At 65.3% G+C, this 14,111-nt stretch carries 16 protein-coding genes and 1 tRNA gene; 8 read left to right on the top strand and 9 right to left on the bottom strand.

The window, feature by feature from the left end; genetic code table 11:
- The first annotated feature begins 58 nt into the window (after positions 1-58).
- Positions 59-706 (top strand): DUF2939 domain-containing protein, encoded by a 648-nt coding sequence (locus tag AAHK20_RS22240; RefSeq protein ID WP_449183667.1) that lies wholly within the window; start codon positions 59-61, stop codon positions 704-706.
- A 109-nt stretch (positions 707-815) separates the two neighbouring features.
- Here the strand turns inward: AAHK20_RS22240 and AAHK20_RS22235 are convergent, their stop codons facing one another.
- A complete protein-coding gene (locus AAHK20_RS22235) occupies positions 816-1,304 on the bottom strand; it encodes a universal stress protein (protein WP_449183666.1) in 489 nt (162 codons plus the stop codon).
- A 289-nt stretch (positions 1,305-1,593) separates the two neighbouring features.
- Here AAHK20_RS22235 and nodI point away from each other — a divergent pair, with 289 nt between their 5' ends.
- Positions 1,594-2,508, top strand: a complete 915-nt coding sequence (nodI, locus tag AAHK20_RS22230; protein WP_449183665.1) for a nodulation factor ABC transporter ATP-binding protein NodI — start codon at positions 1,594-1,596, stop codon at positions 2,506-2,508.
- 36 nt (positions 2,509-2,544) lie between these two features.
- Complete coding sequence (locus AAHK20_RS22225; protein WP_449183664.1) at positions 2,545-3,384, top strand: ABC transporter permease; 840 nt, start codon at positions 2,545-2,547, stop codon at positions 3,382-3,384.
- Between the two features lie 40 nt (positions 3,385-3,424).
- On the opposite strand, the gene AAHK20_RS22220 is transcribed toward AAHK20_RS22225, so the two are convergent.
- Positions 3,425-3,847 carry a hypothetical protein gene (locus AAHK20_RS22220; RefSeq protein ID WP_449183663.1) on the bottom strand — a complete coding sequence of 141 codons (423 nt, stop codon included), beginning with the start codon at positions 3,845-3,847 and terminating at the stop codon, positions 3,425-3,427.
- 390 nt (positions 3,848-4,237) lie between these two features.
- On the opposite strand from AAHK20_RS22220, the gene AAHK20_RS22215 reads away from it, so the two are divergent.
- From AAHK20_RS22215 to AAHK20_RS22205, 3 genes are all read left to right on the top strand, one after another.
- Positions 4,238-5,683, top strand: coding sequence for a DHA2 family efflux MFS transporter permease subunit (locus tag AAHK20_RS22215; protein ID WP_449183662.1), 1,446 nt, complete (start codon positions 4,238-4,240; stop codon positions 5,681-5,683).
- A gap of 95 nt (positions 5,684-5,778) precedes the next feature.
- Complete coding sequence (gene dusA, locus AAHK20_RS22210) at positions 5,779-6,780, top strand: tRNA dihydrouridine(20/20a) synthase DusA (RefSeq protein ID WP_449183661.1); 1,002 nt, start codon at positions 5,779-5,781, stop codon at positions 6,778-6,780.
- A 92-nt stretch (positions 6,781-6,872) separates the two neighbouring features.
- Positions 6,873-6,948 (top strand) — tRNA-His (locus AAHK20_RS22205).
- 322 nt (positions 6,949-7,270) lie between these two features.
- On the opposite strand, the gene AAHK20_RS22200 is transcribed toward AAHK20_RS22205, so the two are convergent.
- Positions 7,271-7,450 carry a CsbD family protein gene (locus AAHK20_RS22200; RefSeq protein WP_449183660.1) on the bottom strand — a complete coding sequence of 60 codons (180 nt, stop codon included), beginning with the start codon at positions 7,448-7,450 and terminating at the stop codon, positions 7,271-7,273.
- A 260-nt stretch (positions 7,451-7,710) separates the two neighbouring features.
- On the opposite strand from AAHK20_RS22200, the gene AAHK20_RS22195 reads away from it, so the two are divergent.
- The gene (locus tag AAHK20_RS22195; protein ID WP_449183659.1) at positions 7,711-8,751 is read left to right on the top strand and encodes a PRC-barrel domain containing protein; all 1,041 of its coding nucleotides are present in this window, start codon (positions 7,711-7,713) and stop codon (positions 8,749-8,751) included.
- A gap of 11 nt (positions 8,752-8,762) precedes the next feature.
- Positions 8,763-9,998 (top strand): MFS transporter, encoded by a 1,236-nt coding sequence (locus tag AAHK20_RS22190; protein ID WP_449183658.1) that lies wholly within the window; start codon positions 8,763-8,765, stop codon positions 9,996-9,998.
- Between the two features lie 116 nt (positions 9,999-10,114).
- Here the strand turns inward: AAHK20_RS22190 and AAHK20_RS22185 are convergent, their stop codons facing one another.
- From AAHK20_RS22185 to ssuD, 6 genes are all read right to left on the bottom strand, one after another.
- Positions 10,115-10,357 carry a DUF6566 family protein gene (locus AAHK20_RS22185; RefSeq protein ID WP_449183657.1) on the bottom strand — a complete coding sequence of 81 codons (243 nt, stop codon included), beginning with the start codon at positions 10,355-10,357 and terminating at the stop codon, positions 10,115-10,117.
- A 22-nt stretch (positions 10,358-10,379) separates the two neighbouring features.
- Positions 10,380-10,577 (bottom strand): hypothetical protein, encoded by a 198-nt coding sequence (locus tag AAHK20_RS22180; protein WP_449183656.1) that lies wholly within the window; start codon positions 10,575-10,577, stop codon positions 10,380-10,382.
- A 117-nt stretch (positions 10,578-10,694) separates the two neighbouring features.
- Complete coding sequence (locus AAHK20_RS22175) at positions 10,695-10,910, bottom strand: TOBE domain-containing protein (protein ID WP_063496361.1); 216 nt, start codon at positions 10,908-10,910, stop codon at positions 10,695-10,697.
- A gap of 55 nt (positions 10,911-10,965) precedes the next feature.
- Positions 10,966-11,994, bottom strand: coding sequence for an ATP-binding cassette domain-containing protein (locus tag AAHK20_RS22170; protein ID WP_449183655.1), 1,029 nt, complete (start codon positions 11,992-11,994; stop codon positions 10,966-10,968).
- On the bottom strand, positions 11,991-12,869 hold the full coding sequence (ssuC, locus tag AAHK20_RS22165; protein WP_449183654.1) for an aliphatic sulfonate ABC transporter permease SsuC: 879 nt from the start codon (positions 12,867-12,869) through the stop codon (positions 11,991-11,993). The genes AAHK20_RS22170 and ssuC overlap by 4 nt, the downstream gene beginning before the upstream one ends.
- A 38-nt stretch (positions 12,870-12,907) precedes the next feature.
- A complete protein-coding gene (gene ssuD / locus AAHK20_RS22160) occupies positions 12,908-14,065 on the bottom strand; it encodes an FMNH2-dependent alkanesulfonate monooxygenase (RefSeq protein WP_449183653.1) in 1,158 nt (385 codons plus the stop codon).
- Between the last annotated feature and the right edge of the window lie 46 nt (positions 14,066-14,111).

Genomic DNA, 14,111 nt, shown 5'->3' with positions numbered 1-14,111 from the left:
TTTTCTTGGCTTGACGGTCCACCGTTCATCGTTATTTTTTTGCGGAGACCTTTCCCTCATGTCCGATCCCGTTCGCTCAACGCAACGCAATCCGGTTGCTCTTGCGATAAAGGCTGTTATCGCAATCGCTGTGGTCGCGGTATTGGGCTATGCCTACGCGTCGCCGTACGTTGCTCTCGATCGCTTGAAGCGCGCAGCTGACGCACGCGATGCGCAGACGCTCAATCAGTACGTCGACTATCCGGCTTTGCGCCAGAGCCTCAAGGATCAAGTCACGCAAGTGCTGACACGGCGTATCGACGAGCAAAAGCTCCACAATCCGTTCGCCGCTATTGGGGCAATGATCGGAATGGCGTTGGTCGGACCGCTCGTCGACGCCTATGCGACACCTGACGGCGTGGCCGCGATTCTCGACGGCATGCCGCCGCGCGGTACGCCCGGCGAGCATCCGCCTGAACCGGGCGAGGCCTCGGAAGACACGGCTTCGAAGGAGGCCCCCTCACAACCGGCGCAACCGGCGCCGGCGCCGTCCCAGAGCCAGTCGGCCTCGGCACCGGTGCCGGCGAAAACCACCGCGGGCTATCGCGGCGTCAACGAGTTCGCCGTCACCTACCAGCGCAATGCGGGCAACGCGCCGTATTCGGCGATTCTGCATCGCGAAGGGTTGTTTTCGTGGAAGCTGGTGGCCGTCGAGCTAAACGGTTAGATCGCTAGGCGCTTAGATCGGTTAAGCGCGCTCATTTAGCCCGCTCAAACACGCGTGACCACGGTGACGTGCGGCCAGCATGGGCAACTGGCCGCACCAGAGACTGAACTTAACGCACGCTCATCGCAGCTTCGGTTTCCGCTTCCTTTCGTTGCTCTTGTGGCGACGAACACGCAACGAGAATGCTGCACGACACGCGGTCGAGCAGTTGCGTGTTTCCCGAACCCATCCACCAGCGCGACAGGCCGCTGCGGCAACGGTGGCCGACCACGACCAGATCGGCCTGGAGTTCATTGGCGAGATTGGCGATCTCGTCGATCGGGTGGCCGAACGCGAAATGACCGTGCGCCTGCACGCCCCGTTCGGTTAGCCAGGTGACGCCCTCCTGAAGAATCTCGCGAGCGGCATCTTCGAAGCGGCCGCACGCCACATCGGTCAAGAGCCCGGCGCTCTGGGCGATGCTCGTCCGCATGTCGACGACCGACAGCAGATGCGTCTCCGCCTTCAAGTCGAGTGCGAGGTCAGCGCCGCAGCGCAACGCCTTGCGGCCTTCACGCGTGCCGTCATAGCACAACAGAATTTTTTTGTAGCTTGCCATCATGACCTCCCATATGCGCTTGTGCGCGTCTTCGACGCTTGTACGCGCCTTTGCCCTAATCATGGTGCGCCGCAATTCCGCTTGCAAGGGATGGAAAACGCTTAGTAGATCGGCCGATTCGTGCGCCAAATCGGACGAGGGCCACATGAAAGGACGGGACGATCTCCGCGCGCGGTGCAAGTCCCGCTGCACCGCACAAACTCAGCGCAAGGCGTGCACAGAGCCGCGTTGGCCGATGCACTAAAATGGCCCAAGCCTCTCACGCACTCCTATTGGAACCTACGCGCCCATGTCCGACGTTGCCATCGAGTTTCAAGAAGTCGAAAAGCATTTCGGCGACAAAGCCGTCGTGAACGGCCTGTCGTTTCATGTGCGCATCGGCGAATGCTTCGGTCTGCTCGGACCGAATGGCGCCGGCAAGACAACTTCGATCAAGATGCTGCTCGGCATGAGCGAACCCGACGCCGGCATGATCCGGCTCTGCGGCGAGCCGATTCCCGCTCGCGCGCGCTTTGCGCGTCAGCGCGTCGGCGTCGTGCCGCAGTTCGACAATCTCGATCCCGACTTCACCGTCCGCGAGAATCTGCTCGTGTTCGGGCGCTACTTCGGGCTCTCGTCGGCGCAAACGCGCGCGATGGTGCCGACGCTGCTCGAATTCGCGAGGCTCGAAAACAAGGCCGATGCACGCGTCGGCGAACTGTCGGGCGGCATGAAGCGGCGCCTCACGCTGGCGCGCGCGCTCATCAACGACCCGGACGTGCTGATCATGGACGAGCCCACGACCGGTCTCGATCCGCAAGCGCGGCATTTGATCTGGGAGCGCCTGCGCTCACTGCTCGCGCGCGGCAAGACGATCCTGCTCACGACGCACTTCATGGAGGAAGCCGAGCGGCTCTGCCATCGCCTGTGCGTGATCGAAGAAGGACAGAAGATCGCCGAGGGCGCACCAAAGGAGTTGATCGAAGCGGAGATCGGCTGCGAGGTCATCGAGATCTACGGCGCCGACCCCGCCGCGCTGCGCGACGAGCTAGCGCCGTTTGCCGTGCGCACGGATATCAGCGGCGAGACGCTTTTTTGCTACGTGCGCGATCCGCAGCCGGTGCATGCGCGCCTGGACGGCCGCGCCGGCCTGCGCTATCTGCATCGCCCGGCCAATCTCGAGGACGTGTTCCTGCGCCTGACCGGCCGCGAAATGCAGGACTGACCACTCGCACAAGAAAACGCGCCAGGACCCAACGACATGGACGCTCGCCGCTACGACACGCCCAACACCCCCGACACGTCGCAAACGACCACCTCGCGCTGGCGCAGCGCGCTGCCCGCGAACGCGACGCATTGGACCGCGGTGTGGCGCCGCAACTATCTGGTGTGGAAGAAGCTCGCGCTGGCGTCGATGATCGGCAATCTCGCCGACCCGATGATCTACCTGTTCGGTCTCGGCCTGGGGCTCGGGCTCATGGTGGGACGCGTCGAGGGCGTCTCCTACATCGCGTTTCTCGCGGCCGGGACAGTGGCCTCGAGCGTGATGATGTCGGCGAGCTTCGAGTCGATGTATTCGGGTTTCTCGCGGATGCACGTGCAGCGCACGTGGGAAGCGATCATGCATACGCCGCTCACACTCGGCGATATCGTGCTCGGCGAGATCGTCTGGGGCGCCAGCAAGGCGGTGCTTTCCGGTGTCGCGATCATGCTCGTGGCGAGCTTGCTCGGCTACGCGAGCTTTCCGTCGATGCTGCTGGCGCTGCCGGCCATCGTGCTCGCGGGCCTGGCCTTCGCGAGCCTCGCGATGATCGTGACGGCGCTCGCGCCGTCGTACGACTTCTTCATGTTCTATCAGACGCTCGTGCTCACGCCGATGCTGCTGCTCTCCGGCGTGTTCTTTCCGATCACGCAGTTGCCGGGATTGGCGCAGCGCGCAGCGCAAGCGTTGCCGCTCTTCAACGCGGTGGAGCTGATTCGCCCGGCCATGCTTGGCCGGCCGATGCAGGATGCGGCGCTGCACATCTACGTGCTGGCCGGCTACGCACTGGTGTCGTTCTTCGTCTGCGCGGTGCTATTCCGGCGCCGCATGATGCGCTGAGTGCGAGCGGGCGGCGCGCCCGCTGCGTTCGATACAGCGCTCAGTCCTCGTCGTCGCTCCACGGAATCTCGACGTCGGTGATGAACCCGACAGTCGCAAGCGGCCGCCCTTCCTGGCGGCCGACCTTGCCGTCCGCCCGCTGCCATTCGACGCGAAACACGGTGTTCGGCGTGTCGGCGAGCAGCCAGATGGTGCGCAATTCGTCCGGGTCGGCGTCCTCGACCGGCCCGTCGAGCGACACCAGCAACTTTTGCGGCCACAGACCGCCAGCCGGATCGTAAATGCGATCGCCATCGGGAATCGACGTGAAGGCCTCGACGCCGATCGTCGCCGACGACTCGACGATCATCTTGCCGAGCGCGCGCAACAGCGCGGTCGCGCGTGCGGAATTCGCCTGCCGCATCGCAAGATCGCCGCGGGTCAGCGCTTGCTCGAGTTTGGGATTGGTTTTCTGTTGCGCCATTCGATTTCCTGAGTCCAAAGAGTTGCTACCCGGCTGCCTTCGCGACCGGTGAATTTTGCCGGCCGAATCCTACCATCGAAGCGCAATTTCGCCACCGGCCAGGCAACGTTTCCAGCCCGACCGCCGAGGGAACGTCCGCGTTGCCAAACGCCGCCCTCAAAAAAGTGTAGTTCGCTTTCGCGTGCGAATCGTCAGATTTGAGCGGAAAGGTTCTACCGCGCTCACCGCATGGTTTGGTCCTGCCGCCCTGTAAAGCGCCGGACGGTCGCGTCGTCGCGCTCCGGGCGCGCCGGCGCAACGCGAGAACGCCCGCTAGAATGACGGACCACAGCGGCTGTGCCCGCAGCACCAAACGGCACCCAACGCGCCGCCCAGAGGAGATTCCCGCCGATGTCCGGTTCCGCACCGCCAGCCACTGCGCCCGCGAACGACGCGTCGCTGATCGTCATGCTCGTCGCGGCCGCGTTCTTCATGGAAAACCTCGACGGCACCATCATCGCCACCGCGCTCCCGCAGATGGCCCGCTCGTTCGGCGTGCATCCGGTCGACTTGAGCATCGGCATCACGTCGTACCTGCTCACGCTCGCGGTCTTCATCCCGGTGAGCGGCTGGGCCGCGGATCGCTTCGGCGTGCGCACCGTGTTCACGACTGCGATTGCGGTGTTCACGGCGGCATCGGTGGTCTGCGGCATGACGCAGGGGCTTGCAGAGTTTACGGCGGCGCGCGTCGTGCAAGGCATCGGCGGCGCGATGATGGTCCCGGTCGGCCGGCTCGCGGTGCTGCGGGCGACGCGCAAGGAAGATCTGATGCGCGCGATTGCGATCATCACGTGGCCCGGACTTGTCGCGCCTGTGATCGGTCCGCCGCTCGGCGGCTTCATCACGACCTATTCGTCGTGGCGCTGGATCTTCTACCTGAACCTGCCGCTCGGCCTGATCGGCATCGCGCTCGCGTGGCGCTTTATCGGCAATGCGCGCGAAGACGCGAAGCGCCCGTTCGACACGCTCGGTTTCGCGTTGTGCGGATTCGCGTGCACCACGCTCCTGTACGCGACCGAACTGATCGGCAGGAGCGACGCGCCGTGGCATGAAGCGCTCGTCTTCCTCGCCGCGGGCGTCGTGGCGGGCGCCGTTGCGCTTGGGCATTTAGGCCGCGCCCGCAGTCCTCTCGTCGATTTGTCGGCGTTCCGCGTGAAGACCTTCGCCGTCTCGATGACGGGCGGATCGCTCTTTCGCATCTCGATCAGCGTCGTGCCGTTCCTGCTGCCGCTGATGTTCCAGGTCGGGTTCGGCATGAACGCGTTCCGTTCGGGGCTGCTGACGCTCGCGGTGTTCGCGGGCAACCTGTCGATGAAGCTCGTCACGATGCCCGTCATGAAGCGCTTCGGCTTTCGCTCGGTCCTGCTCGCAAACGGCGCGTTTGCTGCGGCGACGCTCGCGGCAATGAGTCTGCTCACGCCCTCGACGCCTTATTTCTGGGTCATCGCCGTGCTGTTCGTCAGCGGCCTGTCGCGCTCGCTGCAGTTCACCGCGCTGAACACGCTGAGCTTCGCCGACGTGCCCAAGCCGCAAATGAGCGGCGCCTCGACGCTCGCGAGCACGTTGAACCAGATGACGATGGGCATGGGGGTCGCGTTCGGCGCGATCGCGCTACGCGCCGCGACCTGGCTGCACGGTCATTCGGCGCAACCGAGCACGCCGGCCGATTTCGCGCTCGCATTCCTGTTCGTCGCGGCGCTCGGGTTCGCGGGGATCTTCGACGTGTTCGGGCTCGATCGAGACGCGGGTGCGCATGTGAGCGGGCACGTCAGGCGGGAAACGGCGCCATTGCGGTAAAATTGCGGCCTGAATTGGCGCACTCGTCCGATCGATTCCCGATTGTTTTGCGGACGCGCCTGCTTGCCCCCCGCCTTTCACCGCCGATTTTTCCCATGACGTCATTGCCTCGTTCCAGTCCTCGCCGTGTATCGGTAGCGCCCATGATGGATTGGACGGACCGTCACTGCCGTTCGCTGCACCGGATGATCTCGCGTCATACGTGGCTGTACACGGAAATGGTCACAACTGGCGCTTTGCTTTACGGCGACGTCGCGCGCCACCTCGCGTTTTCAGCCGAAGAAGCGCCGGTCGCGCTGCAACTCGGCGGCAGTGAGCCCGATGACCTCGCGCGCTCGGCGAAACTAGGCGAGCAATGGGGCTACGACGAGATCAACCTGAATTGCGGCTGCCCGTCCGAGCGCGTGCAGCGCGGCGCATTCGGCGCGTGCCTGATGAACGAGCCGCAGCTCGTCGCCGATTGCGTGAAGGCGATGCGCGATGCCGTGTCGATTCCGGTGACGGTCAAGCATCGGATCGGCGTCGACGCCGTCGAAGAATACGAATTCGTGCGCGATTTCGTGGGCACGATTGCCGAGGCGGGTTGCGAAGTCTTCATCGTGCATGCGCGCAACGCGATCCTGAAGGGCTTGTCGCCGAAGGAAAACCGCGAGATTCCGCCGCTCAAGTACGAATACGCGTATCGCCTGAAGCGCGATTTCCCGGCACTCGAGATCCTCATCAACGGCGGCATCAAGACGCTCGACGAAGTCGACGCGCATTTGCAGCATGTCGACGGCGTGATGCTCGGGCGCGAGGCGTACCACAATCCGTACGTGCTGGCCGAAGTCGACTCGCGTTTCTACGGCGCGACCGAACCGCCCCGCACGCGCGAGCAGATTGAAGCGGACCTGATCCGATACTGCGCCGACGAGCTTGCCGGCGGCACGTTCCTCGGCGCGATCACGCGCCATGCGCTCGGCCTCTATCGCGGCGTGGCGGGCGCGCGCGGCTGGCGCCGCGTGCTGTCGGACAACAAGAAGCTCGCTGCCCGCGATCTGGCGATCTTCGACGAGGCACGCAATTATTTGCGCGAGCCGATCGAATTTATCGATTAAGGGGCTTGGCAAGCCCGATCTATGTTCGTATAATCTCGCTTCTTGATTGATCGGCAAGCCAGTTCTGGCAAGCCAAGCAGCAAGTGTCAGTGGTGGCTGTAGCTCAGTTGGTAGAGTCCAGGATTGTGATTCCTGTCGTCGTGGGTTCGAGTCCCATCAGCCACCCCACTCTACATCTCTCGCTTTCCCCCTCGTTTTCGAAAGTCTCCGGCAAGCCAAGTGGCTTAGCAAGGTTGTCGGCTTTTGTCGTTCGAGCGCGTCGTCCGCGCCTCAGACCCGACGACGACAGGAATCGCAATCCAGATCCCCGCACAAACAAAAAGGCCGCCGAATCAACTTGGCGGCCCAAACACGATCGCATGCGCGAGGATCGCGCATGTGCACTGTAGGACTATCTCCCCAGCCAACCTAGCACGGCACGCAAGTTCTTGCGGTTCCCTCTGCATTTTGGCGGATCATGACAGGCAAGCGGCGTGCCCGCTCGACTGGCTTACCGTCCCCGCCTTTTCATCCGCTCCTTTTCGTCGCCGACGGCTTTCTGTATGCCGCCGATTCCCTTCTGAACAATTCCCTTGAGCTCCTGTGCCGGATTTCCCGTTGCGTGTCCGATGGACTGGTTGACTTTGCCCCTCACCTTTTGAGCGACGCCCTTCAACTGAGTCTTGTTCATATCCGCTCTCCTCTCCCATGTTGCTGGCGCCGATATGCGCCAGTCTGTTGTAGGCAGCAGACTGCGTGCCTTCCGAGCGGCTTGCGTCGAGTTTCAGCCGATCAGCACCGTCATCCGGCCCTAAACGCCGCAACCACTAGCCCGCAGTTAGAATGGAGCGCGCGCAAAGTCCGAGGGCGCAGCCGCATCGGTTCGACAGCACCGGCACTCGGCAACCTCGCTCGCCATCGGCACGCACTCACCTATCAGGAGCTTCATTGATGAGCGGCGGTTTTTCCCGTCAATACGTAACCCGGCGTATTCCGGTCCTCGTACTGCTGTCGACGCTCGCGGGCTGCAGCGCGCTATTCGGTCCTAAGCCGGCGCCCGAAACCGAGCAGCCGGCGCCGCCCGAACCGGCATCCGAGCCGGAGGCGCCCGCCTCGGCGCCTGAAGTCGCATCGGCGCCAGTTGTCGAGCCGAAGCACGAAGTCACCGAAGCGAAACGTCCGCCGCCAAAGAAGCCCATCTACCGACCGACGCAACGCCCGCGCGAGCCCGTTGCACCGCCCGCGCCTCCTGCGCCGCCCGCACCGCCGCCGCTCATCACGACGCGTCTGTTGTCGCAGGAGCAGACGCACGGCCTGCTCGACGCCAAGGTGCAGCGTCCCGACGGCAAGATCATCGGCCGCGCGATCGACATGTCCACCGACGCGAGCGGCAAGCCGACGAGCATGCTCGTCAACCTAACGGGCTTCCTGGGCGTCGGCGACCGTAAGGTGCGCTTTCCGTGGAGTGCATTCCGCTTCGGTCCGACGCCGAAGAAAACCCCGATCACGCTCGATATCGGGCCGAACCAGGCGCCCGGCGCCGAGGAATCGCGGTCCCGCACAAAAGACGCGCGCACCGCCGCAAGCAAACCGGGCGCCGCGCGCGAGCCGCTGACGCTGCCCGTGATCGACGCGACGGTCGAGCGCCGCAACGGTGATCGCGTGGGCCGCGTGATCGACGTCCTGATCGACGCGAACGCGCAGCCGCAGGCGGCCGTGCTCGACGTCGGCAGCCTCATCGGCCATGACCGCCGCACCATTGCCGCCGACTGGTCGGCGCTGCGCTTCGTCCCGAAAGACGACGAACTCGAACTGCAGATGGATCTGTCGGACGCGCAAATCGACGCCGCGCCGCCCTACGACGCCGACAAGCCCGTGCACGCCGTATCGCCCGCGCCCGCCGCACCTGCCGCTGCGCCTCGCGCCGCCGCATCGGCCACGCCGGGCGGCTCGTCACCGGGTCTCGCTTCGGCGACGCGCCCCCAACGGTGACGAAACCGCACATGGCACTCGTCCGTAGCCTTCGCGCGCTCGACTGGCTCAACTTCTTCCTCGCGAATGTGCAGACCGGCTTCGGTCCGTTCATCGCCTCCTATCTGACGTCGAACAAATGGACGCAGGGCGAGATCGGCGTGGCGCTCTCGGTCGGCACGGCGACCGCGATGATCAGCCAGGTTCCGGCGGGCGCGCTCATCGACACGATGCGCAACAAGCGCTTCGCCGGCGCCGCGGCGATCGTCGCGATCGCCGCGTGCGCGCTCCTGCTCGCGGCAAGCCCGACGCTCTTGCCGGTGCTCGCCGCCGAAGTCTTCCACGGCTTCGCAAGCTGCATGCTGACGCCGGCGATCGCGGCGATTTCGATCGCGCTCGTCGGTCGCCACGCGCTCGGCGACCGGCTGGGGCGCAACGCGCGCTGGGCGTCGATCGGCAGCGCGGTCGCCGCCGGGCTGATGGGGCTCTTCGGCGAGTACTACTCGGCGCGCGCGGTGTTCTGGCTCACCGCCGCGCTCACGGTGCCCGCGCTCGTCGCGCTCTCGATGATCGAGAACACCGGGGCCGCGCCCTACGGCGCCCCGCCGCCGCCCGAGGAACGCGAAAGCATGTCCGTGCTGCTGCGCGACAAGCGCATGCTGATCTTCGCGGCCTGTATCGCGCTCTTTCACTTGTCGAACGCGGCGATGCTCAACCTCGCCGCCGGCGAAGTCACGACGCGCATGAGCGATAACGTCCAGCTCGTGATCGCGGCGTGCATCATCGTGCCGCAGATGGTCGTGGCGGCATTGTCGCCGTGGGTCGGGCGCTCGGCGGAGCGCTGGGGCCGGCGGCCGATCCTGCTGTTCGGCTTTTCCGCGTTGCCGGTGCGGGCGCTGCTGTTCGCGGGTGTCAGCAGTCCGTACCTGCTCGTGCCGGTGCAAATGTTCGACGGCATCAGCGCCGCGGTGTTCGGCGTGATGCTGCCGCTGATCGCCGCCGACGTCGCGGGCGACAAGGGCCACTACAACTTGTGTATCGGCCTCTTCGGCCTGACGGCGGGGATCGGCGCCACGCTCAGCACGCTCGTCGCCGGATTTATCTCCGATCACTTCGGCAACGCGGTCAGCTTCATGGTGCTGGCGGCCGCCGGCGCGCTGGCGGTGCTGCTCGTATGGATCGCGCTGCCCGAGACGCGCGATCCGGCACCGGCGTCCGAGGGAGAGCCGGCCGGCGACGGCCAGCCGTCTTCCGCGACCGGACAATAGAAAACGGCCGGCGCACGACTTGACGTGCGCCGGCCGCAGCGGTCCTTCCTATCCTTCAATATCCGTCAGTCAGATCGCGCCGCACCCGTCAGCGGGCAACGGCTGCAGGCCATGCCTCAAGACTGCAGCTCGCGATCGACCGCTTCGCGCGCCGCTTCGAGCGCGGCCACAGCCGCCTTGTGCTCGGTCGGCCAGTAGCCGTCGATATGCACGAGGCGCCAGGCGACCACCACCTCGTCGCCTTTCAGCACCCGAAAGTGGGACTTCACGCCGGTCATCACTTGTTCTACGCAGACTTCCAGGTCATAGCCCTTGTAGGCTTCCTGATAGTCGCCCATGTCGACGCCTTTCGCTTCCACCGTGGCCTCCCCGCCGATCGATTCAATCGCAGTCGCCGGATAGGTACTTCCGGCCGTCACAGGTGATTTCGATCGCGCCTTCGCCGGTTTCGCCGGCGAGGCCGGCGTGCAGCAGCTCGGCGGCAACGGCGCTCGACAGCTGCGGCGGCATTTGTCCGACGCCGACCTCGTTCAGGCGTCGCAGCGCTTCGACCGCATCGGCACTCAGGGATTTGGACATGGCCAGCTCCTCGCGCAAGGTTCCCGATTCATCGTAGCACTTTCCATGCGATTCGCCGGGCGGCGAGCGAGCGCCCGCGCACACCGAAAAGCGCGCGCGGGGAACCGATCGAAGCGATCAGAGACGTGCGATCGAAACCTCGGTCGACTTCACGAGCGCGACCACCTCCGAGCCGACTTTCAAATCGAGTTCGTCGACCGAGCGCGTCGTGATGACCGACGTGACGATGCCGAATGGCGTGTCGACGTCGACTTCGGACACCACCGGTCCGCGGATGATCTCCTTGACCTTGCCTTTGAATTGATTGCGTACGTTGATTGCGGAAATGCCCATGTGTGTCAGCTCCAGTTAGGATCGGTCGAAATCGAGATCGATGAAATAAAGCGGTTCAGATAGCCCAGCGCACGTCGCTCGGGCGCAAATTGCGTTCGCGCTCCGGGATTTCATGAAGCGGCGCCGACGCATGGCCACGCGGTGTGCTCGCGAGCACGCGCTGCAGCACGTCGTCTTCGAGCGCGGCGAACGCGGCCGAGGCTCGCGCACGCGGCCGCGCCAGCGGCACGGTTTGGTCCAGCGCGATGTGTCCGTCTTCGATCAGCAGGATCCGGTCGGCAAGCGCGACCGCTTCCTGCACGTCGTGCGTGACGAGCAGCGCGGTGAAGCCGTGTTCGCGCCATAGCCGCTCGATCAGCGCGTGCATCTCGATGCGAGTGAGCGCGTCGAGCGCGCCAAGCGGCTCGTCGAGCAGCAGCAGTTGCGGCCGGTGCACAAGGGCCCGGGCGAGCGCCACGCGCTGCCGCTGACCGCCCGAAAGCTGCGCAGGCCAATCGTTCGCGCGTTCCAGCAAGCCGACCTCGTCGAGCACTGCGCGAGCGTCGTCGCGTGCGCCGCGGCCCAATCCGAGCGTCACGTTCTGCAAGACCGTCTTCCACGGCAGGAGACGCGCGTCCTGAAACATGATGCGCGTCTCCAACGCCGCGCCCGCGACGCCCGTCTTGGCGAGAACGCCCGCATCCGCGCTTTCGAGTCCGGCGATGAGGCGCAGCAACGTCGACTTCCCGCAGCCGCTGCGCCCGACGATTGCGACGAAACTGCCGCGCTCGATCGACAAGTCGAATTCGGACAACACCGCGCGTTCGCCATAACGCTTGCCGACGCCTCGCAGTTCGACTGCGGCGTCGCCGGGTTGACGGTGCGTCTCCGCGCGGTCGGTGCGTAGCAGCGGCACGCTCGCCGCATCCGCAACGCGCGCCACGTCGTTCGCCGCCGCGCGCCGCGCATCATGAAACGCGTCATCGCGCTCGGCCGCCGACGCCTCGTCGCGGTCGTGATCGCGCAGGCGCGCGTGAGCCAGCTCGGCCTCGAGGTCGGTGCCGGCGATGCCGCCGAAGGTGGTCGCGAGTGTCGTCGCCGTCATGCTTTCGCTCCTCGTTGATAAGCCGGGTGCCAGCGCAACGTCACGCGCTCGAGTCCCTTCGCCAGCAGGTCGGCGATCTTGCCGAGCGCCGCGTAGAGCAGGATGCCGACCACCACCACGTCCGTTTGCAGGAACTCGCGCGCATTCATCGTCATGTAGCCGATGCCCGATTGCGCCGAGATCGTTTCGGCGACGATCAGCGTCACCCACATGAGCCCGAACGCGAATCTCACGCCGACGAGAATCGACGGCAGCGCCCCCGGCAGAATCACGTGCCGATACAGCGCGAAGCCCTTGAGCCCATAGCTTTTCGCCATCTCGATCAGGTTCGCGTCGACCGAGCGGATGCCATGGAACGTGTTCACGTAGACCGGGAAAAACACCCCGAGCGCGACGAGGAAGAGCTTCGCTTTCTCGTCGATGCCGAACCAGAGGATCACGAGCGGGATCATCGCGAGCGCCGGGATGTTGCGGATCATCTGGATCGTCGTATCGAGCGCGGTTTCGGCCGGCTTGAAGAGGCCCGTCGCGAGTCCGAGCGCGAGCCCGATCCCGCCGCCGACCGCAAAGCCCGACACCGCGCGCCACGTGCTCACCTTGACGTCGGTCCACATCTCGCCGGACTGGATCAGCGCCCACGCCGCCTTGACGACTGCAAGCGGCTCTGGAAGGATGCGCGCCGACAGCGTCCCGCTCTTGGCGGCCAGCTCCCACGCGATGAGGATCGCGATCGGCACGAGCCACGGAGCCAGGCGCGCAAGCGTGTGGCGTGTGAAGGCGGCGGCGAGGCGCGATGTCGCCGCCTGAGCCGTTGCATCAGTCGCGCCCGCCGAAGCCGGGCGTGCGCTGCCCGCGCTAAAGGAGATTTGAGCCATGGATGTCCCTGCTAATGGAATTGCACGCGGCAAGCCGCTCAGCTCTGGCTCGCCTTCGGCAAATAGCTATTGCCGACGATCTCGCCGAACGGTCCCGACAGCGGCCCGTTCGCGCGTTGCCGCTCGCGTCCCGGCAAGAGCGGGAACACGAGTTCGGCGAAGCGATACGACTCTTCGAGATGCGGATAGCCGGAAAGGATGAACGTCTCGATCCCGAGATCAGCGTACTCACGCATGCGGGTCGCGATTTGCTGAGGATTCCCGACGAGCGCCGTGCCCGCGCCGCCGCGCACGAGCCCGACGCCGGCCCACAGGTTCGGGTAGACCTCGAGCTCCTGGCGGCTGCCGCGCTTGCCGCCGTGCAATGCCGCCATCCGGCGCTGCCCTTCCGAGTCCATCTTCGAGAACGACGCTTGCGCGCGGGCGATCGTGTCGTCGTCGAGACGGCTGATGAGGCGGTCCGCGGCGGCCCACGCTTCGTCTTCGGTCTCGCGCACGATCACGTGCAGGCGAATGCCGAATTTGATCTTGCGGCCTTTTTCCGCCGCCCGCGCGCGGATATCGGCGATCTTCTTCTCGACCGCCGCGGGCGGCTCGCCCCAGGTGAGATAGGTATCGATATGGTCCGCCGCGATCGCATGCGCGGCCGGCGACGAGCCGCCGAACCACAGCGGCGGATGCGGATGCTGCACCGGCGGATACAGCACCTTGCCGCCCTTCGAGCTCAGATGCTTGCCTGTAAATTCGATCCCTTCGTTCGTGTGCGAGGCGGCAAGCAGGTCGCGCCAGATGTGCAGAAATTCGTCGGTGATCTCGTAGCGCGTGTCGTGATCGGCGAACAGGCCGTCGCCTTCGAGCTCGGCCGAATCGCCTCCGGTCACGACGTTGATCAGCAAACGCCCGCCAGAGAGCCGGTCGAACGTCGACGCCATGCGCGCGGAGAGCCCCGGCGACGCAATGCCCGGCCGGATCGCGACGAGGAACTTCAAGCGCTTGGTCGCAGGGATCAGGCTCGACGCGACCACCCAGGCGTCTTCGCACGAACGGCCCGTCGGCAACAGCACGCCCTCGTAGCCGAGCGTATCGGCGGCGACGGCGATCTGGCGGAAGTAGTCGTAGTCCGCTGCGCGCGCGCCCTCGGACGTGCCGAGATAACGGCTGTCGCCGTGGGTCGGAATGAACCAGAACACATTCATCTGCTGCTCCTGCGGGTGCTTGTCGTTGATGTCGGAGCAGACAGTC

This window comes from Trinickia camelliae (genome assembly GCF_053525655.1).
This window is presented reverse-complemented; position numbering and strand designations above follow the sequence as displayed.

Bases quoted from the DNA above. Each gene is read 5' to 3' on its own strand.
- AAHK20_RS22240 (WP_449183667.1), top strand. From the start codon at position 59: ATGTCCGATCCCGTTCGCTCAACGCAACGCAATCCGGTTGCTCTTGCG.
- AAHK20_RS22235 (WP_449183666.1), bottom strand. From the start codon at position 1,304: ATGGCAAGCTACAAAAAAATTCTGTTGTGCTATGACGGCACGCGTGAA.
- nodI (WP_449183665.1), top strand. From the start codon at position 1,594: ATGTCCGACGTTGCCATCGAGTTTCAAGAAGTCGAAAAGCATTTCGGC.
- AAHK20_RS22225 (WP_449183664.1), top strand. From the start codon at position 2,545: ATGGACGCTCGCCGCTACGACACGCCCAACACCCCCGACACGTCGCAA.
- AAHK20_RS22220 (WP_449183663.1), bottom strand. From the start codon at position 3,847: ATGGCGCAACAGAAAACCAATCCCAAACTCGAGCAAGCGCTGACCCGC.
- AAHK20_RS22215 (WP_449183662.1), top strand. From the start codon at position 4,238: ATGTCCGGTTCCGCACCGCCAGCCACTGCGCCCGCGAACGACGCGTCG.
- dusA (WP_449183661.1), top strand. From the start codon at position 5,779: ATGACGTCATTGCCTCGTTCCAGTCCTCGCCGTGTATCGGTAGCGCCC.
- AAHK20_RS22200 (WP_449183660.1), bottom strand. From the start codon at position 7,450: ATGAACAAGACTCAGTTGAAGGGCGTCGCTCAAAAGGTGAGGGGCAAA.
- AAHK20_RS22195 (WP_449183659.1), top strand. From the start codon at position 7,711: ATGAGCGGCGGTTTTTCCCGTCAATACGTAACCCGGCGTATTCCGGTC.
- AAHK20_RS22190 (WP_449183658.1), top strand. From the start codon at position 8,763: ATGGCACTCGTCCGTAGCCTTCGCGCGCTCGACTGGCTCAACTTCTTC.
- AAHK20_RS22180 (WP_449183656.1), bottom strand. From the start codon at position 10,577: ATGTCCAAATCCCTGAGTGCCGATGCGGTCGAAGCGCTGCGACGCCTG.
- AAHK20_RS22175 (WP_063496361.1), bottom strand. From the start codon at position 10,910: ATGGGCATTTCCGCAATCAACGTACGCAATCAATTCAAAGGCAAGGTC.
- AAHK20_RS22170 (WP_449183655.1), bottom strand. From the start codon at position 11,994: ATGACGGCGACGACACTCGCGACCACCTTCGGCGGCATCGCCGGCACC.
- ssuC (WP_449183654.1), bottom strand. From the start codon at position 12,869: ATGGCTCAAATCTCCTTTAGCGCGGGCAGCGCACGCCCGGCTTCGGCG.
- ssuD (WP_449183653.1), bottom strand. From the start codon at position 14,065: ATGAATGTGTTCTGGTTCATTCCGACCCACGGCGACAGCCGTTATCTC.